The organism is Clostridium sp. AM58-1XD (assembly GCF_003464085.1).
Classification (GTDB): domain Bacteria; phylum Bacillota; class Clostridia; order Lachnospirales; family Lachnospiraceae; genus Lachnoclostridium_A.
This window is the reverse complement of record NZ_QSDR01000003.1, coordinates 115,519-137,313: the sequence shown is the minus strand read 5'-3', so window position 1 is coordinate 137,313 and position 21,795 is coordinate 115,519. Positions and strand designations below refer to the sequence as shown.

The following is a 21,795-nucleotide window of genomic DNA, read 5'->3' as shown; positions in this document are numbered from 1 at the left end:
CTTATATTTTAACAACCTTGTGTCCGGCAGCCTTTGTCAGACGGTTCATAATCGCCTGCCCCAGCTGAGTTCTGGCAAATCCCTCCGCTACGATAAAGTCCACTTCCAGATCGTCAAATTCCCTCAGTACCGCATAAAGGTTATGAGCGACGGTCTCTTCCCTCGCCCTGAGCCCCATACTGCGTACGATAAAGATATTAGAACGCTCCCATTCGTATTCTTCTTTCGTCTCATCGGTACAGATTACACCTACTTTTAACCCCTGTTCTGCCGCTTCTTCCGCCAGTCTCTTCACTTCCCAGGACAGGAGATAGTCTTCCGCCCCGATATGAATATCCTTTGCGCAGTCTGAGATTCTATGCATAACAGAACGGTAAAAACTGCCGTTTTTATCTTCCAGAGCCTGTTTTGTCTCATCTGACAGTTCAACCAGAGTCATATCAGCCTTCGGCGCATAGTGGCGGTACTTCATTCCCGGCGCTTTCGGCCTCATATCAGGCTTCATTGGGCCTACAATTGCCGGGTCTATTCTTACATCTCCCAGCAGTCCCTTAAGCATCTCCATCGTAATCGCACCGGGACGCAGAATGACGGGAATCTCTTCCGTAACGTCTACAATTGTAGACTCCACTCCGATTCCTACAGGACCTCCGTCTACGATCATCTCGATCTTACCGTTCATATCTTTCCACACATGATCAGCCGTCGTAGGGCTGGGACGGCCGGAAGTATTGGCGCTTGGTGCTGCTATCGGAACCCCGGCTAGGGCGATCAACCTGTTAGCCACCTTATCGCTGGGCATCCTTACGGCGACCGTATCGAGGCCTCCTGTAGTACCATATGGCACTAAATCGCTTTTATTAAAAATCATTGTAAGCGGCCCCGGCCAGTAGGCTTCCATCAGCTTTTTTCCTGCTTCCGGAATCTCTTTTACCAGCGGAATCAGCTCTTTTATATCTGAAATATGGGCAATTAAAGGATTGTCAGAGGGCCTGCCTTTTGCAGCATAGATCTTTTTAGCCGCCTGTTCATCGAGGGCATTGGCTCCCAGTCCGTATACCGTTTCTGTAGGAAATGCAACAAGACCTCCCTCTTTCAGAATCCGGGCAGCTTCCAACAGCTCTTCGTCCTTCACCTGCTCCTTATCTGTAACAATGACTCTCTTCGTCTCCATTATTTTCCCTTCCCTTTTATCCTCAATCTTAGCTTGTATCATAGCACAACGGTAATCTCCATGCAAGATGCAACAGTTCATACGGCGCCTCTTCTTGACCGGAAAAGCCGTTTTAAAAAGCTCAGATGGACATCCGATGTAAAAATTGGTACAGAGTTACTATATAATATAACTTTCGCAAATCTCTTGCAATCTTTTATGGATTCTGCTAATATAAGGAACATGTTTAAATCAGGAGGCGATTTCAATGTCACTTATTTTTCCAAAGGATTATGATCCGAAACTGAACGTACGACAGACAGAGGAAGCCATTAAATATATACGAGATACATTTCAGAAAGAATTCGGCAAGGAGATGAATCTGGAACGTATTTCCGCACCGCTTTTTGTAAGACAGAGCACTGGTCTGAACGATGATCTGAGCGGAGTGGAACGTCCCGTTTCCTTCGATGTTGCCGGCATCCCGGACGAAACTGTCCAGGTTGTTCATTCTCTTGCAAAATGGAAACGTATGGCGCTTCATGACTATGGCTTTCAGCCAGGCGAGGGCCTGTACACGAATATGAACGCGATCCGCCGCGATGAAGAGCTGGATAACCTCCACTCCTGTTACGTCGATCAGTGGGACTGGGAAAAGGTAATTACAAAAGAGGAACGGACCATCGAAACGCTGGAGTCTACCGTTCGTACAATCTTTAAAATCATCAAACACATGCAGCATGAAGTATGGTATAAGTACCCCGAAGCGGTGAAGCATCTTCCAAAAGATATTACGTTTATTACCACACAGGAACTGGAAGACCGCTATCCGGATAAAACTCCAAAGGAACGCGAAAATCTAATTACAAAAGAGTACGGCTGTGTATTTCTGATGAAGATCGGCGACAAGCTGGCCAGCGGAGAACCCCATGACGGCCGTGCGCCGGACTATGATGACTGGTCATTGAATGGAGATATTCTGTTCTGGTTTGAGAACCTCAACTGCGCCCTGGAGATTTCCAGTATGGGAATCCGCGTGGATGAAACTTCTCTCCACGAACAGCTGGAAAAGGCAGGCTGCCTTGACCGTGACGTTTCCCATACCACCGGATGATCCTGAATAAGGAACTTCCTTACACAATCGGCGGCGGCATCGGGCAGTCCCGTCTCTGTATGCTGCTTCTCGACCGCGCCCATATCGGCGAAGTACAGGCGAGCCTGTGGCCGGACGGCATGAGAAAAGAGTGTATAGAGCACAATATCATTTTATTATAACCGTTTCTGACGGAGAACTATGATTACATCGTTTCACGAAGAAGGAAAAGAGAATGCTGCCGCACTCTCTTTTCCTTCTTTTTGTTTGCTGTTATATAATTTTAAAACCATTTCCTTACCGAGCAATGGCTTTTTAATCCCCTACTACCGGATTACATGACCAGATCCGGCAGGAATGTAATGATACCGGGGAATATGGTCAGCAAGAACAGGATCGCTATGTACACGAGTACGAGCGGAAGTATTTTTTTCACCAGCCTGAACAGCGGCACGTCCCCCATGCTGCAGCCGATATAAAGCACAGCTCCTACTGGCGGAGTCAACAGGCCGATTACAAGCCCGAATATCATTGTCACGCCGAATACGGTGGGGTCAATGCCCAATGCCTTCACAATCGGCAGAAATATGGGACCAACAATCGAAATTGCAGGAATCACATCCATGAACAGTCCGATTACAAGAATGATCAGGTTGATCAGGCACATAATCACCAGAGGATTTTTAGAAATTGCCGACAGCCCGGCGGCAATCACCTGAGGAATCTGAGCAACCGTAATAATGGCAGCCAGCGCTGTTGTCGTTGCAACGATAAACATGACAACCGCACTCGATTTCGCCGCGTTGACCATACACTTTTTCAGCGTTGCAACGCTCATTTTCTTATTGACAAATGCGGCGACCAAAAACGCATATACGACTGCCACCACCCCTGCTTCCGTAGGGGTAAAGATGCCCGTCAGCATACCGCCCATCATGATTACCGGCATGATCAGACATGGCAAAGCCTGTTTTCCGCTTATGAGCACTTCTTTAAGCGTTGCTCTTTTCAAAACCTTATAATCTTTTTTTCTGCTCATCAGCTTCCATGTTATCATCACAAGCAGGCCGGCAATAATTCCCGGTATGACACCGCTGACAAACATCCTTGTCACCGACACTCCGCTGATCGTTCCAAACAGCACCATCGGTATACTAGGCGGTATAATTGGCCCGGTAATGGAACCGGCGCATATAATTGCCGTAGAATCATCTTTATCGTAGCCTTCTCCCATCAGCATGGGCAGCATAATTCCTCCGATTGCAGACACTGTTGCAACAGCTGCTCCTGAAACGCAGGCAAACATCATACATGCCAGGACCGCTACATAGCCAAGACCGGCCTTTACATGACCCAGAAGCGTCCTGCAGAATCCCACAATGCCTGCCGAAAGTTCCCCTTCATTCATAATTTCTCCTGCCAGCATAAAAAACGGGACCGCCATCATGGCAAAGCTGTTTGTTCCGCTAAACAGATACGTCGGAATCAATGTGAAGTTGGAAAGACCGGTCGTCAGAATCATAATTGCTACCGTCCCTAGGATCGCTATCGCTATAGGGACTCCCACGAGAAGCAGTCCGAACATGGAGATCAGAAATTCAACAAAAATCATTTTTCATCCTCCTTTACGCATCTCAGAATATCAATCAGATCCTGATATTCATAGCGATCATTATCACAAAGCTGACCGGAAGTATCAGATGGATCACCGGCTGAGGAATCTTGGTCAGAGGCGATACCATTCCAAAGCTGGTTTTTACAAAGCTGATCCCATACCATGCAACGAGTGCCAGAATTACAGTAACGAGCAGATTGCTCACTACGTCAAATACTTTTCTGATTTTCGGCGGAAGGAAGATCAGCAGCACATCCACGGCAATATGCTTTCCTTCATAAAAGCAGAGAACCGTACCTATAAAAGTAATCCATACAAACAGGATTTTTGCCAGCTCTTCCGACTCCGTAATTCCTTTCTGAAAAAAGAATCTCCCAACTACATTAACAAATACGATTACGACCATTACGAGAAACATCAGAAATATCAGATTCTCCATTACGAAAATCCCATGGCCGCTTATGCCCTTCTTTTTCTTCTCTTCCATATTACAGCCATCCTTTTCCTTATTTCGCTCCCATTTCATGAAGCTTGTCCAGCATTGCCTTAAAATCCGGATATTCTCCGCAGTACTTTTCAATTACCGTTTCACCGATTGCCTTAAACGGAGCTCTGTCTACTTCTGTTACCTCCACTCCCTTTTCCTTCAGCGTATTGATGTCGGCTTCTTCCGTCTCTTTGTAAAGCCTCTTTACCTCTTTTACATAAGCTGCACAGCATTCGTCAAATGCCTTCTGGTCTTCCGGAGTCATTCCTTCATAAAACTTCTGATTGACTGCCAGCACTGATACGTTACCTGATGGCGGGTGAGGGCAAGATAATCCTGAACTTCATACCATCCGCTCGTAAGCAGCGTTGTAGGCGGGTTTTCCTGTCCATCGATTACGCCCTGCTGAAGCGCCGTAAAAATTTCCGACATAGACATCGTAACAACGTTAAATCCAAGAGCCTTTGCATTATCTACAAAATGAGTAACTTCCGGAACGCGCAGCTTGATTCCCTTGCAGTCCTCAACGGAATTGATCGGATGCTTGCTGTTGGATATGGAACGCACGCCGTTCAGCGCAAAGCCTTTACATAAAAGTCCTGTAGACTTCACATCTTCTGTGATCTCTTCCATAATTTCCGGCGTGTTCAGTGCCTCGCAGCTGCTGTCTACATCGTCGAATACCCATGGAAAATCCAGCACCTTTAACTTGGGAAACTGGTCTGACATCTGTACACCTGCTACTCCGACTTCAATGGTTCCCATCTTTGCCGCTTCCGTAATCTCTTTTTCACCGCCCAGAACACTGTTGGAATAAATCTCAAGTGTATATCTTCCCTGTGTTTTCTCTTCCAGCATCGGTTTCAATGTAGACTGCAGAGCCACATTTATCGGATGCGTATCAGCCAGGAAATTTGCAATCTTAATCGGAACTGCATCCGGATTCGCAGAAGATGATTCCGTCTTTTCCTGCTCCGCCTCTTTCGGAGCCTCCGTCATATTATCAACTGATCCCGAATAATTTGCACATCCTGCCAGAAGGCTACCAGCCATGGAGGCAATCAAAATTCCGCTTAAAATACTTCTTTTTTTCATCATATCGTCTTCCTCTCCTGATACATTTTTTAATTTGTTCCATCAAGCTTGATCGGCTGTCCTTACTATATCGGATTTTAAAATTCCTTACAATTGACAATTCTTTCCTCCGCCCGGCACTATTTTACCTGTCTCCTTCCATTATTCGGCAGACTTGCTTTTTTGGTGCGTTTTATCCTGTATAATCCGCATTATTGTTCCATTTTTGTCATATGTGCATAAATTGTCATGGCTGTTTTTTCTTCCTGTACTTTCATTTTTGTCCTGTTGTTGCTATAATATTGCCATAATTCTGACATTACCCTTTGGGAGGCGTTTACGAAATGATAAACAGACTGAAACATTATTTTTCCTTTTCCCACCATGTATTTTTAAAAACCTTTATCCTGCTGTCCCTCATTTCCGTTATTCCTCTTTTGTGCATCTCTCTGCTTTTTGCCAACCTGTCCGAACAGTTCTGGAAGAGCGAAAGCTACAGCTCCAGTCAGAGGGCGTTAACGCAGTACATGAACAATATCGACAATCAGATTTTATCCGTTCAGGAAGAAATGGTCCGCGTTGCCACCAATGCTTCCGTTCTTTCCTTCATCCTCCAGCCGACGTTTTCTGAAATATCAAGGAATACCCAGATTATGAAATACTTAAATGATATCCAGAAATCGGACAACGGCATTTACTATGCATATCTGTATTCCAATTTCGCCGGACTCGTCCTGTCTTCTGAAAACAAAGGCTACCGGTATTTTCATTTTTATGACAAACCTGCTCTGGACCTGTATTCAGAAAAAAATATGCTTCGATGGTCGTGCGGAAAAATGTAATTCATACGCCCGATTCAAATGGTCTGGAAAATTGCCTCACCTTTTATCAGAATATCCCCCTTGATTCCAAAGGGAGTCTTGGATGTCTGATTCTCAATATGGACAGGGATTTTCTCTTTTCCGCCAACAGGCCGGAGTCCGCTCTGCAGATCAATGTATACGACCTGGACCAATCCAGTCTCTACGCCCAAAATCCGGATCAGGTAAGCTGGCAGATAGACAGCGACTTTCAAAAGGAGCTTGCTTCTAATTCCGGAACATTTATCTTTAAGGCTGATCCGGACGACCTTGTCGTGCTTCATGCCATATCTCCTGTAACCGGTTGGAGGTATGTCGGCACTTCCTCCATGCCTATTTTTTTTAAACAATACCGTCATATATCCCGGCTTCTCATGGCTCTGGCCGCCGCGGCTCTTCCAATTTCTTTTTTGCTTTCATTCTTTGCTGCAAAGAAACTTTATAAACCGCTGAGAGGCCTCGTTTCTCTCGTTCAGGGGGGAGACAGTTCCAGGGAATGTTCTGATGAATATCAGTATATTCACAATGCATACAGCTCCATGAAGGAAGCCAATCAGAATATGCATACCACCATCGATCAGCTCAGGCCGGCCGTAAAAGATAATTTTTTCTTCAGCCTGATTCTTGGGGAACCGATGACCCCGGAAGAAATAGAGACCAAATTAGATTTTATCCGTGAAGATTTTTCACCCTTTGGCTACGGCGTAATTATTCTGCTGATATCAAATTATGAGAATTACATTCAACAATTTGACGAACAGACCCAGCTGCTTCACAGCTGCCAGATATCCGGCCTCGTAAATGAAGCCGCCGGCTCCTGCCCATATGCGCTGCTTCACTTAAACCGCTTTTCCTGGTCGCTTGTCATTAACAGCAAGGATTCCGAAAACCGCGTGCTTCTCACAATCCTATCTACTCTAAAACGAGCTGCGGAGAACCTTCCGTTTCCTCTGCTGATAAACGGCGGAAATACATACGAATCAATTTCTGATCTTCCCTATTCCTATCGAGAAGCACAAGAATCCTTAAAATTTCAGCAGTATAACCCGTCGGGGACAGCGGCCGGCGCAACCGCTTCCCCTTCCCATACGGTGTACTACCTGAATACAAAGCTGGAAGAAGCCCTCCTGCAGGCCGTCAGAACCGGCTCTCCTGCTGCCGTAGAAGAGCCTTGCATGAATATCTATCAGAACATGCGCCAGTATTCTGCTTCTTATAACGATGTCTCCATAACAGCTTCTCACATAATGAACCAGATTCTGGAAATCCTGATCAGTCTGGAGATCGATCTGGACAGTCATCCGGAACTTACGATATTCTATAAAGCGCTGAACTCCTGTGCCACCATCGGTGATATCCAGATGCTCCTGAAAAATACGGCGGGCACGGCCGCCTCCTGCGTGGAGTCCTTTAATCGCCAGCGCTCCGACAAAACCATTGAGCGCCTGAAAGAGTACGTCCGGACGCATCTCGGAGAAGATATCTCCCTGCAGGATCTGGCCGACTACAGCCAGATGAGTCCCTCTTATGTCAGCCGCCTGTTTAAAAAACACCTGAACATTGGTTTCGTAGAATATCTGAATACGCTTCGGATCAACCGGGCAAAACGTCTTCTGGAGGATACACAGATGACAGTGGAACAGGTCGGTTTCCAGGTCGGTTTTAACAATGTCCGCTCTTTTATGCGCCTCTTCAAGCAGTATGAGGGGACATCTCCAGGCCAGTACCGCAGCCAGGCTTTAACCGCTTTAAAAGAACCGTCCTGATATTTTCCTACTAAACCGCTTTCATCACGTACCGTTCAATAGAAATATATGATAGCATATAGTATGGGATATAAAAGACTGTGTATGGGCTCGATATACAAACCACATTTTTTAGATATATTGAGATATGTTTTCCTTTACGGGAGGTGATAATCATGAATAGCCATGAAATAATTGATATGCTCACTCTTTTAGAGTAAGCGTAAATGAGCTTTCCACATAAGAAACTACTTCCGAGGCAGACTCCACCGGAGCTTCTGCGGAAACGTAATGCATAATGCCGTTTTCATCTTCAAATATCCAGCAGACGATATAGCTTGCCAGGCCATGGTCTTCACTGGTGAACGACCCGTAAACCTGAAGAGCGTCATATGTACCGATCTTAACTGTAGCCCCGGAAATATTCGTAACATCATTATTTTCTAAATTATACCATACGGAACTGGCAGCACTCCTTGTATCCAGTGCTGCTTTTTGCTCGTCCGAAAGGCCTTTCGTGTCAAAAATATTCATCGTAATAATAGCCGTACCTTCTATATTTGAATATTGGAAATCTGTTCCGCCGTCCAAATCAGTAAATTTCACCCATGTGTCTGGAACCGAAACATACCCCACGGTTTCATTTCCAACCACCTGCATGCCCTCTTCTCCGGCATCTGACGGGAACGATTCCAGCGCCTCTGTTTCGTCAATTTTCAGGCTGCGCAGTATACGCTCTATTTCTTCCAAAGAACGCTCCGCCTCATCTTCCTTCCGGAAGTCGGCGTATACGGATACTATCACATTACCGGAGCAGACATTTGCAACATGAATGCCGTCTCCCTTTTTGTAGCGGGTCGTCATAATATTATAGTTGTAAACATCGCCTGCATCGGTAACCAACTCCGCGTAATCTTCCTGCGTAACGAAGAACTGGTATTCCTCAAAATTTGCCTGAAACTGAATACCCTCTATAAATAGTTAAAAAATAATCCCCAGCAGCACCGTATAAACCGGCACTACGGCCATGCTGATTACAGTCGTTACAGCGATAAGGACGGTACAGAATTCATAGTCCGCGCCGGATTCCTTTGCCAGGATTCCAAATTGTGTCATTGCGGGCATAATTACCAGAATCAGATAAACCTGTTTTGCCATATCACTGATCGGAAGCAGAAGCAGGACTCCCAGCATAACCACTGGAGATACAATAAATCGGTTTATCATCAGCACAACAATGTCTCTGGACATCTTCAGCTCTTTCAGGTTGATATTTCTCAGAATACTTCCGATTACGATCATGGCCAGCGGCGTTGCTGTCTTACCCACCTGTTTAATGGGGCTGAAAATCCAGTCCGGTATGGTTACGTTCAGAATGACTAGGGTAATTCCGAACAAAAATCCGATAATCGGCATGGAAAACATCTTTTTTACGTTTTCGAAAGTAAATATGGGAGCCCCGGGATTGCTGTCCCTTCTCAGCAGCCAGGCGCCCGCAGTCCAGAATAAAATGGTATTAGCGATATAATAGCTCATGGCGATGGGAAGCGCCTGCTCGCCCAGAATGGATTCCACGATGGGAAACCCTACGAAAACCGTATTGGAAAATCCTATAACATTGACAAACGCCCCGATTCTTCTGACATGTACTTTTAGAATCTTTGCAACAACCGAACCTACGATCAGAAAGAACAGGATCATCAGAAATGGGATCGGGAAAAATTTCAGAAGAGCTACAAGCTCTTCCCTTGTAGGACATGTATCATAGACGTTAACTATCATTAAAAACGGGATTGCCACCTGCATGCACAGCTTTGAGAGAAAGCTTTCACCTGCCTTGCCGAACCAGGGTTTCCTGGTAATGACAAATCCCACAGCCATCATCATTACAAGCGACAAAACACTTTGTATCGAATGTATAATCATCTTTTATCCTCCAGACCGTTGAAAACACCAATAGGGATATTTTACCATTGATAATTTTAGAAGTCCAGAATTGTTTGGTTATTTATTTCCATTCTCAGCCTTGGGCGGGGCCGTTTTATCATTCAGAAATTCCATGATTCCCATATGGATCGTCCATGCCAGACGGTCCTGGTATTCTTCAGAGTTCAGTTTTGCTGATTCTTCCCAGTTGGAAAGGAATCCGCATTCTACAATTACAATAGGCTCCTTCACGTGAAGAAGCAGATAATAGCTGTCATTGGCTTTCGCAAATCTTGTGTTCTTCTCCCCCAGCACATAGTCAAATCGTTTTTGTATAATTTCAGCCAGCTTTTTACCCTTTTCAGACCTTCCATAGTAAAAAACCTGCCCGCCGGATACATTTTCCTGGTGGTAGCTGTTCTGATGGATGCTGACCACAAGATCAGGTTTGGCCTTTTCAATCACTTCTACTCTCTTTTTCATATCGGCCATCTTTTTTCTGCTGTCTTTTTCACTGTATAATCCCCTGTCATCCTCTCTCGTCAGAACGACTTCTATATCTGAATTTTCCAGGTACTTTTTCAGTTTTTTCGCGATCTGAAGATTGATGTCCTTCTCTAGGCTCTTATCTACCCCAACCTTTCCAGGATCGTTTCCCCCATGACCCACGTCGATCGCCACAACCGCTCGTTCTCGTTCTCCATGCGCCCCTGCAGTTGCCTGGGACGTCATAATCCCGGCTTCCCTGGAGACAAAAAATACAACCAACAACAATAGTATCCCCATCAGGGGCTCTGCCCATGTTCTTTTCACCATGACCATCCAGGCTGTTACAGTTTACTTCAATATATCCTGTTTTTTGTCCAAAAAGAACTGTTGCCGCCTTATGAATTATTTGTGAACTTTTCCCCGTTCTTTTGACGGTTTCCTTTCAAACTGATATAATAGAAACATTGCATACACAAACTACAGAATTCAGGAGACTTACAGCTATGGATCAATCACAAAAGAATGCAGAACATTATAAAAACCTGCTTTTAGACGAAATCGAGCAGATTATTATCGGCAAACGAGAGCAGATTTCTTTGCTCGTTATGGCCGTATTTTCCGGAGGACACGTCCTCCTGGATGATCTTCCCGGAAGCGGCAAAACAACTCTGATCAAAACGCTTTCACTGGCTTTAAGCTGCGACTTCTGCCGAATACAGTTTACCCCGGACCTCCTTCCTTCGGATATTCTTGGAATGACTGTATTCAATCAGAAAACAGGAGACTTTCAGCTGCGCAAGGGACCTGTGTTTACCAATATCCTCCTGGCTGACGAGATCAACCGCGCGATTCCAAGGACCCAGTCCGCCCTTCTGGAAGCGATGGAAGAACAGCAGGTTACGATTGACGGAGAATCTTTAAAGCTGCCCTCTCCTTTTTTCGTCATGGCTACTCAGAATCCGGTGGAGCGTGAAAGCACCTTCCCTCTTCCTGCCGCTCAGATGGACCGTTTTTTTATCAAAATGTCCCTGGGATATCCAAGTCCTGAAGAAGAAAATCTGATGCTGGAGCGTTTAGGAAATACCGTTCCTTATGCGGAAATTCATTCTGTCCTGTCACCTGAAGGTCTTGCAGAAGTATTTGCGGAAATTGACCGTGTACACGTCAGCACTGCCGTACGCCGCTACATCGTAAGTCTTGTCCATGCCACAAGGAATCATCCGCTTTTGGAGACAGGGGCCAGCCCCAGAGCTTCTAAAGCGCTGTTTCAGGGAGGGAAGGCATGGGCAGCTATGGAAGGCCGCAGTTTTGTTACGCCTGACGACATTAAAGCGATCGCAGTCCCTGTACTGAGCCACAGAATCACCTTAAAGTCCCAGGCCCGTTTCTCCGGTACTTCGTCTGACAGCATCATTCAGGATATTCTCGCTTCTACAGAAATTTCTGACACCAAATAACATGGAACGGAGCTGATTATGGAAAGCAACCGTAAATTAACGAGTAATTTTGCCAATCCAATCGGAATCGGCATTCTGGCCGCCATGGCTGTTCTGTTTTACTACAACGGACTGAATGAAGCTGCCGGAACCTTTCTCCTGTTTTTCTTTCTGTTTCTGGCGGCCTGGCTCTGGAACAGATTCGCTCTGTCACGGCTGGATATCCAGATCAAAGACAGCCGCGTATGTGCCTTTCCGGGCAGTACCTTTCAGCTGTCATGCAAAATATCAAACAGAAAATTCCTCCCTCTCATGTGGGTAGAGGTCCTTTTTCCCCTTCCGAAAAACGGGTGTGTGGAACCTGCTGATGAGGAAAATTCAAAAATGGTATTTGAGGAGGCATCCGGCGAGGAAGTTCCGGGAGCCTGTGCCCGTTTATCGTGGCTTCTATGGCATCAGGAATCCCAACTGGACATTCCTTTAAAGGCGGTCCGCAGAGGGATCTGCACATTTACCAGGGCTTCGGCCGCTTCCGGCGATGGTTTCGGCCTCGGCGCCAAGGAAAAGTCCGTTTCCTTGGATATCCAGCCTGTTTTTGTCGTCTATCCTGCTGTCATGCCTGTTCAAATCAACGATTTAACACAGAGTACGTCTGACACGGAAGCCGGCCATAACGGTTATCTGGAAGATATTACTCTTCTGAAAATGAATCGTGTATACCAGCCGGGGGATCCCGTCAAGAAAGTCAACTGGCGGCAGCTTGCCGGGCAGAATATCATGATGACAAACATATATGAGACCATCTTCCCAAAAATGATGACATTTCTTTTAGATTTATCATCATTCCGTACATACACGTCGGAAAAAAACAGCATGACCTGTGAAGATATCGTCATATGGACTCCTCTCAGCGACGAGCTGGAAGAGATGATCAGCATAACCGCTTCCAGCATACTGCGGCTGGCAGACACTGGAATCTGCTGCGGCCTGATTATACCCGGACTGCCCGATCAAAATGCCGTAATTCATTATCCTGCAAGACATGGTTCTGATCCTGAGAATCTTTTATACTCTCTCGCCTCTGTTTCGTATCGTGATGAAGAAGCAGTCGTTCCATATGACAGGCTGATGGAAAATGCAATATATTTCGGAACGTTCTGTATCATCACTTATTCTTTTTCGGCTATGACCATTTCTACAGATGTACTTGCAAAAATGGACCGGACGACGGTTATTGCCTGTTCGGTTTCTGATAAAGACCCATTCTGTCCTTGGAAACTCATCCATAAGGATGATCTGACCGGCATACAGGCGTAAATTCTTTGAGGTATCTGATATGAGCGTAAAACATCCTGTTCTTAATTCAATTACAGCTGTATTAACCGATATTGCCGTCTTCGGCTTTTCCATATTCTTCATTCTCAGGCCCTGCATTCTTGGCCTGAACTTTGTCATGCTGGCTGCCGGACTGTTTCTTCTCCAGCTGTTTGACTCCCTTATTTTAAAAAATCCCTTGTCGGTCGGACGGTATATCTGTTTGAATACCGTGCCTTCGGCTCTGCTCTGTATTGCAGCCATCCGTCTGCCGTTGCTAAAATCGCCTGACCTTTTTACCTATCTCTGGTATTACCTGGCCTTTTTGGTGCTTTTGGTTCACCGGATTTACAGAGCTTGTATACCTGCTTCTCAATCTTCCAGAATCCTCTCTACAGACGGGCTGATCGTAATCATTATCATCGTTAAGATCTGGCATTATTTTGATCCCGGTGCTGGAATTCTTTCCCTGATGAAGGCTGTTTCTGCCGCTCTTGTAGTCAGTCTTCTGAATCTGGCCGTATCCCGCCTGGCCCTCCCTTCATTTGAGAGGGGCAGGGTTTCGGCTGCGTCCGTTTTCTTTCCTGCTGCTTTTATCATTTTCTTTGGAGGTGTAGGTGCAGCTGTCTCGTTATGGGGAGAAAACGTCTCTTCCGGTCTCGTATCGTTTATTATTTCTATTGTACGGCTCATATTATCCGGACTTGCTTTTCTCTGGTCGTGTTTTGCTGCCTTCTGCGGATGGCTGTTCAGCCTTTTTCCGGATACTCCGCCAGGGGAAGCGGACCCCTTCATTCTACCGTCGGTCCAGACCGTTATGGAACAAGAAAATAGGACTCCAAATACGCAGGCCCTCTTTTTCCTGTTGATCGTATGTGCTGCAGCTGTAATTTCATATCTTTTATATAAAGTATTCAGTAAAAATATTCTCGGAATAAAAACAGGCGGAAAGTCCACCGCAAAAAATGAACGGCGCACATCCCACCTGATGTCTTTTATTAAAAAATTATGCAGTGAACTTACGAGGTTTTTCCGTATGTTGTGGATACTTTTCGTACATACGAACAGTATGCCCGCGCTGATTTTCCGCGCCGGCTGGTACGGGAAACGTCATCTGCATCCTCGAAAAACGGGAGAAACTCTGCGTGAATACCTCTGCAGACTTGACCGGCTCCATGAAATCGGCTCTGCTGCTTCTCTGCTTTCCGCCTACGCTGACCAGTATCTTTATTCGGCGGAAAAGCTTCATATGTCCAAAAATGATATCCGCCAGATTAAGAAGGCCTTCTCATTCTTCTGAATCCACGACGGTTTCCTTCGATTTAACCGTCTCCCCATCTCTTACATAAAGGCTGTTGTAATCTGCTCTGGCATCATCCAGAATATATAGAATATAATCGTTTAAAACAGTTCCGTATGCTTTATCCTGCCACAAATCAAAGGCCTTGTCATCCAGGGCCTTTTCTCTTATTTCAACAGCCCTGCCCTGATAATAATAGTCGTTAAGCTCTGCATAGAACCTGCACATGCTCCTGCGTTCTTCTTCCGTCATATTGTCCATTTTCTGCAGAACGCCATATGCCTGATTCTGAAATACCCTGCGCAGAAACGGCTGGCGGAATGCACGAAACTCCAGCAAATCCATCTTAGGGCTCTCATTTTCTCTAGCCCATCGTTCGACATCAACTTTCTTCGTTACATATTCATAATTGTCATTGTCCTGATAAGTCAGAATCCCATACTGGCAGTCCGGAGTCGTCAGCGAACTCGTAACGATTTCACGGATTGGATATCCCCTGTCTTCTTCCATCATATGCTGCACATGAAGATGGCCGCTTAAAAACAGGGATATTTCCCATCCTTCCAGTTTTTCAATCAGCTGGCTGCTATGTTCGATCGTACAGTCGGCCACGTAAACCTCACTCTCATCCAGAAGATTGTGATGGGCTACAGGAATTACATTCATATCATTATCATATGCATCTTCCAGCTGTTCTTCAATCCAGTCATACGTATCCGGCATAATTGCGCCGCCTACCCTGGCAAATCCATCATGGTACTGACACGTATCCAGCATAAGAAGCCTCGTATTCTCATCCAGCTGATAAACATAACTGAGTGTGCTTTCATCACGGCTGGCGGCCTCATCATAGCCGAATTCGCTGTAAATCCAGGCAAAATCTCCAGGGGAAGTAAACTCCACCGGATATGTCCCGTCTCCTTCATATCCTTTGGCATTCGTATTGTTAATGTCGTGATTGCCCGGTATTACAAGAACGGTAATTCCCTCGTCTTCTACCTTACGCAGCTTTTCCGCCAGAGCTTCATGGCTCTTTTTCTCTCCATTTGAGCTGAGATCGCCTGTCAGAATCAGGCTTTTGGCTCTTCTTCAACTACTTCCTTCAAAAACTCATCTGTAATCTGGTCGATATATGTGACAATCCGTCCGTCCCCATAGTCAACCATATGCTGGAATGCTTCCCCGTAGTCCGTAAGCTCTCCCGCCAGATAATGTACATCCGTGCCAATAACAATTTTAATCCCGTCGATCCCCTCAAGTCCGTCCGGCCTGTGCAAATCAGCTTGTTCGTCCTCTTTAAGCGGTTCCGTTTCCAGTGCCGCTGTTTCGGGCTCTGTTAACTCTTCTGTGCTTTCCTCAGTGCCGACTGTGCTCTCCTGACTTTCAGTCTCTGAAAGATCTGCCTGATCTGTACTTGCCCTTCCGGCACAGCCCTGCATATGGAAAGCAGCAGCTACTATCAGCGTAGCTGCCACTGCTCTTACCGTATGTTTCCTGCTTCTCATTGATTGATCACATCCCATATTTCACTTGGCTCAAGGCCTAATTTCCAACAAGCTATACCTGCCAGATCATATTTGTTTACAAGGTCCGCTTTCAGCTTGAGAGAGCGCTCTTCTTCCATCCATATATACTGGCTGGTCTCTTCTCCCTCCAGCTCGCCATAGTACTGCCCCAGCGTATCATCCCAGTTCAGTCCGACCTTATTTTCTTCAATCCACTTCTTAGCAGCGGTAATTCCAAGCGCAGATGATTTCACCTCATCGCCCGTCACCTTCCACAGTCTCGTATAAAGTGGAACCGCATTAATCACTTTTTCTTTCGGCACCACTTCCAGCGTATCTTTTATACCGTTTTCCACAAACGGAAGGGACGCCACCGACCCCATTTCTCCGCCCGCATAGTGTTCATCATATCCCATGATAATTACATAATCTGCAACGATCCCCTGCTCTTTGCGGTTATAGAATTCTGTATGCGCTGCCGGCACATAGTTGTCTACAGAAAGAATCAGACCTTCTTTTCTGCATGAAACAGAAAGTTCTCTTATAAACTGAATATAATGCGGAGCCGCTTCCGGCTTCAGGCTCTCAAAGTCCAGATTCAGACCATCCAGATCATATTCCTTTGCTTTGTCTATCAGGGAGGCGATCAGTTTTTTCCTCGTAGATGTTTTGGACAGTAAAACTTCTGTCTGCACCTCTTTGCCGAAATTGTCGATCAGCGCCCACACCTGAATCCCCATGCCATGTGCCTTGTCAACGTATTCTCTGCTGGCCAGGGAAGTAAAATTGCCTTCGTTGTCCTTCATTGAAAACCAGGTGGGAGAAACGACATTCACTCCCTTTGTATTCGCTATGAACTTGTCAAACAGGCCATTGGCTTCCATCGTCGTAACCTGGTGCCAGGCCATTGAAACACGTTCTCCCAGAGAATTCGTCTCATACACCGGCGGCGTAAATGCGCTTTTCGGCGTCGTCTGTTCCGCTTTTGTCAGCTTTCTGTTCTCTATATACCCCAGAAATCCTGTCTCAGTCTGAACATAGGACCATTTATCCATAGAATCCAGGATCCGAATTCTGCATCCTTTCGGAACCTCCTGTACAATCGGGCTCTTCACTCCGCCCTTTACGCGAAGATTTCCATCCTTCTTCATAGAGGCCGTCTGTTCCGGCTCCCATGTATTCCATACAAAAATACGCTTTGTCTCTTCTCCGTCAAACGCTTCTATGCGGATGTCTGTATAGTTGGCAATCAGGCCCAGAGCCAGATATACCTCTTCCCCCTTATCATAGAGCAGGGGTTTTCCGGTACTTCCCGCCGTATTGGCATCTGCATAAACGATTGTGTCAGGAAGCGCATACACCAACATCTTCTCATTGCTGTCCCAGTAAAACCGTTCATTCAGGAATTCATTGATCCATGTAACAGGGAGGTATGTCTGGCCGTCTATGTAAAGTCCCTTATCTTTCTGTAATTCATTGTTCAGAATAATTGCAACTTCATTTCCCTCTGCCCGGAAAAGTTTCCCAATATCCGCATTCTCCTTAGAAGGCGAATACTTCTGGAACAGAAAAAAACAACCTGCTCCTGCAGCAGCTAAAATTATGACAAGAATCATCCCCCAAAGGGTCTGAAGCATTTTTTTCATTTATTTATCCTCCGAATCTGCCTGTAAATCTATTTTCATTTCGGTCACGGGCTTCGCCTGCCCTGGTCAAGAGCTCTCTTTCTGTCCGCCATGCTGTGCCCTCAATTCCGCTCCGCTCCATTTCGGTCACGGGCTTCGCCCTATGAAATGAGTCGCAATGAAATTTCCTTATGTGCAAGCACAACGTAAATTTCATTGCAACTCATTTCGCATGGCTCATTGCTTACGTGCACATTATACCATATCCGGCGGGGGTGTGTTCTTAATTTTTTTTAACGTTTTATTTGGGCAGCTGTGGGTGAACGGTTGCTCAGACTGAATACGGTATCCACGGCACAGCTGCCCTTATGCAGAATATTATTCTATTACTTATTATAGACCTTATCAAACCGTATTTCTCTCAAACAGCCGGAATCTGCTCCTACATAGTCTCCCATATAAAAGCTTCCATCCTCCTGAATCTCGAAAATCTTTCCCATATCTTCTTCGCTTGCTTCTTTGTTGTCAATATATACGGGAATTCCACGGTCCTGGTACTTCTTCAGACCTTCCAGGTATACCTGACGGTCCTTTTCCTCAAGCTGTTTCTTTCTCTTTCCCATATTGTCCTCCCCGAGAACTGAAAAGCGAACCGCAAAGAGGTATGCTGTGACACAAATCTTCGTTCAGTTCTCAAAAAATTCCTGGAAAAATTTCAGGACTATGGGAGTCACCGTGAATGCGTCCGCTGTGAATGGAATATTAAGGACCGGTATTTTTAACTTTTTCGTCACCTCTTTTCTCATCTCCATACTGCCGAAAGAAACGGCATATATCCATCTTTTTTCCGTTCCTTTCTGATGCTTCATATGAACCAGAAACTCTTCTTCCTGCCATTCGCTGAATGAGCCGACCAGCACATGCTTTTCACAGCGAAGAAATTCACCCTGCTTCTCCTTTGTCAGAATCCCAAAATCCACGACAATATACAGATATCCGGATCCATGCATGATACCAGCTCTTTTTGCCCTGCGTTTTTATAATAAGAAACATCCAAAACGCAGAAATCATTCCGTTGTGCATTTTTCCCGGTACACGCTCGCTCCATCTTCTCAAAATCGCCGTGTCCGTCCCACTCCAATACTGCTGTTTTCTTTCTCAGACAGCTCGACAGGTAATTCGCCGCTAATATACAGAAGTGGGTGACACCTACCCCATGTGTACTTCCTGCTACACCGATTATCCGGCAAATATCAGACGGATAAAACGGATTGCTCTTTTTAGCCATAGCCGTGGTAAATATCTTCTCTCCCTTCTGTGCTGTCCATTCCATATCCTGTCCATCAGGCTCCTGTAAAAATATTCCGCCTCTGCCGAAAGGTCAAATGGGCTTTCAAAATACGGGGCTTTCATATAAACGGCCTGTTCCTGCCTTTTCTCTCTGCTTATTTTTAAATCCTTTAGAGACAAATTGCATATAATGAAAATTTTTCCGCTCCCATCGAGCATACATGGATATCTGCGGGGCCAGGCAATATCCCACCATTTGCCCCCATTTACGATAATGAGTGCATCCGCCCTGTTTTCCCCGAGCGCTTCCCAGTCTGTACCATAATCCTGAATCCGAAACATTCCTTCCGGTTCTTTGAACCGTACTGCCTGTCCATAAAATGGCTTCATATATAAACCGGCAATCTTAATAATGCCGTCACTGTCAGGACGGGCACAAAAATATCCCGCCATCGTCCTTACTGCATCGGATTTGTTTTTTTCTTCATATAGATTGGGATAACCATGTAATTTCAGATATTGCGACAGGCCGATTGCCAGATGAGTCGTTCCGACGCCCGATTTGACTCCGGCAAAAGCAATGGTAAGAGATGATAAATGGTTTTTGTTTCCTCCATCCTTCTGGATTTTTTCCAGCTCTTCACACAGGGCGTATACTGAAGGATACCTTTTTTCTTTTTCTGAAGCCAGACATCTGCTGATAATTCTCATAAGGCCAGGAGCTCTGAATTCCGCTCTCTTCTCATTCCCTTCATTCTCCAGGGAAGTGCCTTTAAACAGAAAATACATCAGTTTTCCGATGGCAAACATATCTGTCCTCTCATCCAGTGTCTCGTCCGTATACTGTTCCGGCGCGGCATAGCCCGCAGTCCCATAACGCTTTTTCAAGCATCCGGCTTCCTGTAAAAAAACAGCCTGGCCGAAATCAATCAGTTTTACAGTATCATGACACAACAGCAGATTCTTTGGCTGCAGATCTAAATATAAAATGGGATTTGGTTTTGCTGAATGCAGATAATAAACCAGACGGCAAATCTGGATTCCGATTGAAACCGTCATTGCCTTTGACAGGGGTCCCTCGTTCCGTATGAGGTTGAACAACGAAACTCCCTCCAGATATTCTTCGATAAGATAATAATTGTCCTCGTCTTCTTCCAGATCATATATCACAGGTATTCCAGGATGCCTGATATTCTTCAGAATAACTGCTTCCCTTTGAAATTCCCCATAATCTGCGAAGCGTTTGGAGATTTTTTTTAATGGCCCGATATTCCTTCAGACCCAGATGTACAGCAAGATATACAGTACAAGTACGCCCGGTCCCTATTACCCGGCGCAGTTGATATTTTCCAAACAGAATGGTGTTCTCTCCCGGACCCACCTCCTTTTTTCCAATATCATCTCTTAAACCATATTTTAATACACATTTTTGCCTTTTACAATTATTATTTCCCTGTATTCCATAAAAAAATTCTTAATTTTTCACATAGTAATTGATATTTTGCTATATGATATAGTATATTTATATTGAAGGAATGCGCCCATTTTAAAACTCAAACAAAGGAAGTGATCCTATGAAGATAGAACGTATAAATGAAAGTCAAATTCGCTGTACCCTGACAAGTTTTGATTTAAGTGTCCGTAACTTAAATCTCGGTGAACTGGCTTACGGTACTGAAAAGGCCCGCAACCTCTTTCGCGAGATGATCCAAAAGGCTTCCAATGAAGTAGGATTCGAGGCCGACGATATTCCTCTGATGGTTGAGGCGATTCCTCTCTCTAATGAAAGTGTTATGCTGGTAATTACAAAAATAGAAGATCCAGAAGAACTGGATACCCGTTTTTCCAAATTTTCTCCTATGCCGGATGACGAAGACAGCATTCTTTCCAATCTGGCCAGTGAACTTTTGGAAGGCGCTGACGGCCTGATTGAAAAACTTGCCCCATCCGGATCGGACAGCAAGAAGGATGAGAAGTCTTCCGACAGTACTTCTGAAAAATCGGAATCCTCTACTTCCCGAATCTACTCCTTCAGCAGTCTCGATACAATTATCGAAGCTGCCCATTCTGCCGGTTCCCTCTATGAAGGCGAGAATACACTGTATAAAAATCCAGGAACGAATCAGTATTATCTGATCGTCCACAGCGACGGTCCCGATTCTCTTGAATTCAGCCGCGTTCTCAATGTTCTTGCCGAGTACGGAACAAAGGTCAAATTTGAATATGCGGCCGAAGCATATTACTGCGAACATTATGAGATTATCAGCAAGGGACACGCGCTTCAGTCTCTTTCCCTGATATCGTAAACCATGAGGATGTTTCAGCGGTCAAGTAACGGCCGCTGCAAGCCCGTAACAATTAAAAATGGCTGCAGCCTCAGGTATTTTATCCGAGACTGCAGCCATTTTCATCGATAATTATCCTTATCTTGTAGCCAGAATTTCATTCATCTGGGCAACTAATTCATCACAGTCAATTCCATGCACCATGCAGGCCTCTGCCAGCGATTCACCCTGTGCGGACGGGCAGCCAAGACAATGCATGCCTGCACGCATTAACATTGCCGGAATTAATTCGTCCATCGTAACTAACTGTCCGATTAACATATCTTTATTAATCTGCATTTTGTTTTTCTCCTTATCCGTGAATTTGGGGACATACCGTATGTGTCTATAACCCTATGAATTACTATAATACTTTTTTCTTTTCTTTTCAAGGCCGCTTTCCTCTTAATTTCCTTATTCTGGCAAAGGAAAAGCGGCTTTTACTTCCATTATTGATACTTTTTCACAATATTAAAATATTTCTTGACGTGTATACAAGGAATAGAATATAATAGTTCTAGCTAATATAAGTTGTTCTTTTATATAGAGCTGTTTTTAT

19 protein-coding genes and 2 pseudogenes are annotated in these 21,795 nt (G+C 45.2%); 7 read left to right on the top strand and 14 right to left on the bottom strand.

The window, feature by feature from the left end:
• Window position 1: 1 nt before the first annotated feature.
• Complete coding sequence (locus tag DXA13_RS02665; protein WP_118241862.1) at window positions 2-1,174, bottom strand: L-threonylcarbamoyladenylate synthase; 1,173 nt, start codon at window positions 1,172-1,174, stop codon at window positions 2-4.
• 247 nt (window positions 1,175-1,421) lie between these two features.
• Between DXA13_RS02665 and asnA the strand changes: the two are divergent.
• Window positions 1,422-2,428, top strand: a pseudogene (gene asnA / locus DXA13_RS02660) (aspartate--ammonia ligase).
• Between the two features lie 152 nt (window positions 2,429-2,580).
• Here asnA and DXA13_RS02655 read toward each other — a convergent pair.
• The 3 genes and pseudogenes from DXA13_RS02655 to DXA13_RS02640 all read right to left on the bottom strand — a co-directional run bounded on the left by DXA13_RS02655 (window position 2,581) and on the right by DXA13_RS02640 (window position 5,347).
• Window positions 2,581-3,858, bottom strand: coding sequence for a TRAP transporter large permease (locus DXA13_RS02655; protein WP_118241774.1), 1,278 nt, complete (start codon window positions 3,856-3,858; stop codon window positions 2,581-2,583).
• 34 nt (window positions 3,859-3,892) lie between these two features.
• Window positions 3,893-4,348, bottom strand: coding sequence for a TRAP transporter small permease (locus tag DXA13_RS02650; RefSeq protein ID WP_181995506.1), 456 nt, complete (start codon window positions 4,346-4,348; stop codon window positions 3,893-3,895).
• Between the two features lie 19 nt (window positions 4,349-4,367).
• Window positions 4,368-5,347 (bottom strand): annotated as a pseudogene (locus DXA13_RS02640) (TRAP transporter substrate-binding protein).
• A 419-nt stretch (window positions 5,348-5,766) separates the two neighbouring features.
• Between DXA13_RS02640 and DXA13_RS02635 the strand changes: the two are divergent.
• Entirely contained in the window at window positions 5,767-6,264 is a 498-nt protein-coding gene (locus DXA13_RS02635; RefSeq protein ID WP_118241767.1) for a cache domain-containing protein, read from the top strand.
• Between the two features lie 98 nt (window positions 6,265-6,362).
• Window positions 6,363-8,048, top strand: coding sequence for an AraC family transcriptional regulator (locus DXA13_RS02630; protein ID WP_181995505.1), 1,686 nt, complete (start codon window positions 6,363-6,365; stop codon window positions 8,046-8,048).
• Window positions 8,049-8,231: 183 nt separating this feature from the next.
• Here DXA13_RS02630 and DXA13_RS02625 read toward each other — a convergent pair whose 3' ends face one another.
• The 3 genes from DXA13_RS02625 to DXA13_RS02615 all read right to left on the bottom strand — a co-directional run bounded on the left by DXA13_RS02625 (window position 8,232) and on the right by DXA13_RS02615 (window position 10,685).
• Entirely contained in the window at window positions 8,232-8,930 is a 699-nt protein-coding gene (locus tag DXA13_RS02625) for a hypothetical protein (RefSeq protein ID WP_118241763.1), read from the bottom strand.
• Window positions 8,931-9,008: 78 nt separating this feature from the next.
• A complete protein-coding gene (locus DXA13_RS02620; RefSeq protein ID WP_118241761.1) occupies window positions 9,009-9,953 on the bottom strand; it encodes an AEC family transporter in 945 nt (314 codons plus the stop codon).
• A gap of 78 nt (window positions 9,954-10,031) precedes the next feature.
• The gene (locus DXA13_RS02615) at window positions 10,032-10,685 is read right to left on the bottom strand and encodes an N-acetylmuramoyl-L-alanine amidase (protein ID WP_347559659.1); all 654 of its coding nucleotides are present in this window, start codon (window positions 10,683-10,685) and stop codon (window positions 10,032-10,034) included.
• 260 nt (window positions 10,686-10,945) lie between these two features.
• Here DXA13_RS02615 and DXA13_RS02610 point away from each other — a divergent pair, with 260 nt between their 5' ends.
• Genes DXA13_RS02610 through DXA13_RS02600 form a run of 3 tightly spaced genes read left to right on the top strand, consistent with a single transcriptional unit; the run spans window position 10,946 to window position 14,492 of the window.
• Complete coding sequence (locus DXA13_RS02610) at window positions 10,946-11,899, top strand: MoxR family ATPase (RefSeq protein WP_118241759.1); 954 nt, start codon at window positions 10,946-10,948, stop codon at window positions 11,897-11,899.
• A gap of 18 nt (window positions 11,900-11,917) precedes the next feature.
• Window positions 11,918-13,195 carry a DUF58 domain-containing protein gene (locus DXA13_RS02605; RefSeq protein WP_118241757.1) on the top strand — a complete coding sequence of 426 codons (1,278 nt, stop codon included), beginning with the start codon at window positions 11,918-11,920 and terminating at the stop codon, window positions 13,193-13,195.
• A gap of 19 nt (window positions 13,196-13,214) precedes the next feature.
• Complete coding sequence (locus tag DXA13_RS02600; RefSeq protein WP_118241755.1) at window positions 13,215-14,492, top strand: hypothetical protein; 1,278 nt, start codon at window positions 13,215-13,217, stop codon at window positions 14,490-14,492.
• Here the strand turns inward: DXA13_RS02600 and DXA13_RS02595 are convergent.
• The 6 genes from DXA13_RS02595 to DXA13_RS02570 all read right to left on the bottom strand — a co-directional run bounded on the left by DXA13_RS02595 (window position 14,481) and on the right by DXA13_RS02570 (window position 20,163).
• A complete protein-coding gene (locus tag DXA13_RS02595) occupies window positions 14,481-15,512 on the bottom strand; it encodes a metallophosphoesterase (RefSeq protein WP_243008934.1) in 1,032 nt (343 codons plus the stop codon). The two genes, DXA13_RS02600 and DXA13_RS02595, sit on opposite strands and share 12 nt — an antisense overlap.
• A 50-nt stretch (window positions 15,513-15,562) precedes the next feature.
• Complete coding sequence (locus DXA13_RS02590) at window positions 15,563-15,997, bottom strand: hypothetical protein (RefSeq protein WP_118241751.1); 435 nt, start codon at window positions 15,995-15,997, stop codon at window positions 15,563-15,565.
• On the bottom strand, window positions 15,994-17,643 hold the full coding sequence (locus DXA13_RS02585; protein WP_118241749.1) for a glycosyl hydrolase family 18 protein: 1,650 nt from the start codon (window positions 17,641-17,643) through the stop codon (window positions 15,994-15,996). Before DXA13_RS02585 ends, DXA13_RS02590 begins: the two co-directional genes overlap by 4 nt.
• Window positions 17,644-18,008: 365 nt before the next feature.
• Complete coding sequence (locus DXA13_RS02580) at window positions 18,009-18,245, bottom strand: hypothetical protein (RefSeq protein ID WP_118241747.1); 237 nt, start codon at window positions 18,243-18,245, stop codon at window positions 18,009-18,011.
• 63 nt (window positions 18,246-18,308) lie between these two features.
• Window positions 18,309-18,632, bottom strand: coding sequence for a hypothetical protein (locus tag DXA13_RS02575; protein WP_118241746.1), 324 nt, complete (start codon window positions 18,630-18,632; stop codon window positions 18,309-18,311).
• 229 nt (window positions 18,633-18,861) lie between these two features.
• Window positions 18,862-20,163 (bottom strand): serine/threonine-protein kinase, encoded by a 1,302-nt coding sequence (locus DXA13_RS02570; protein WP_278287019.1) that lies wholly within the window; start codon window positions 20,161-20,163, stop codon window positions 18,862-18,864.
• Window positions 20,164-20,486: 323 nt separating this feature from the next.
• Between DXA13_RS02570 and DXA13_RS02560 the strand changes: the two genes are divergently transcribed.
• Window positions 20,487-21,218 (top strand): adaptor protein MecA, encoded by a 732-nt coding sequence (locus tag DXA13_RS02560; protein WP_118241740.1) that lies wholly within the window; start codon window positions 20,487-20,489, stop codon window positions 21,216-21,218.
• 117 nt (window positions 21,219-21,335) lie between these two features.
• On the opposite strand, the gene DXA13_RS02555 is transcribed toward DXA13_RS02560, so the two are convergent.
• Complete coding sequence (locus DXA13_RS02555) at window positions 21,336-21,536, bottom strand: DUF1858 domain-containing protein (RefSeq protein ID WP_118241738.1); 201 nt, start codon at window positions 21,534-21,536, stop codon at window positions 21,336-21,338.
• Window positions 21,537-21,795: the final 259 nt, after the last annotated feature.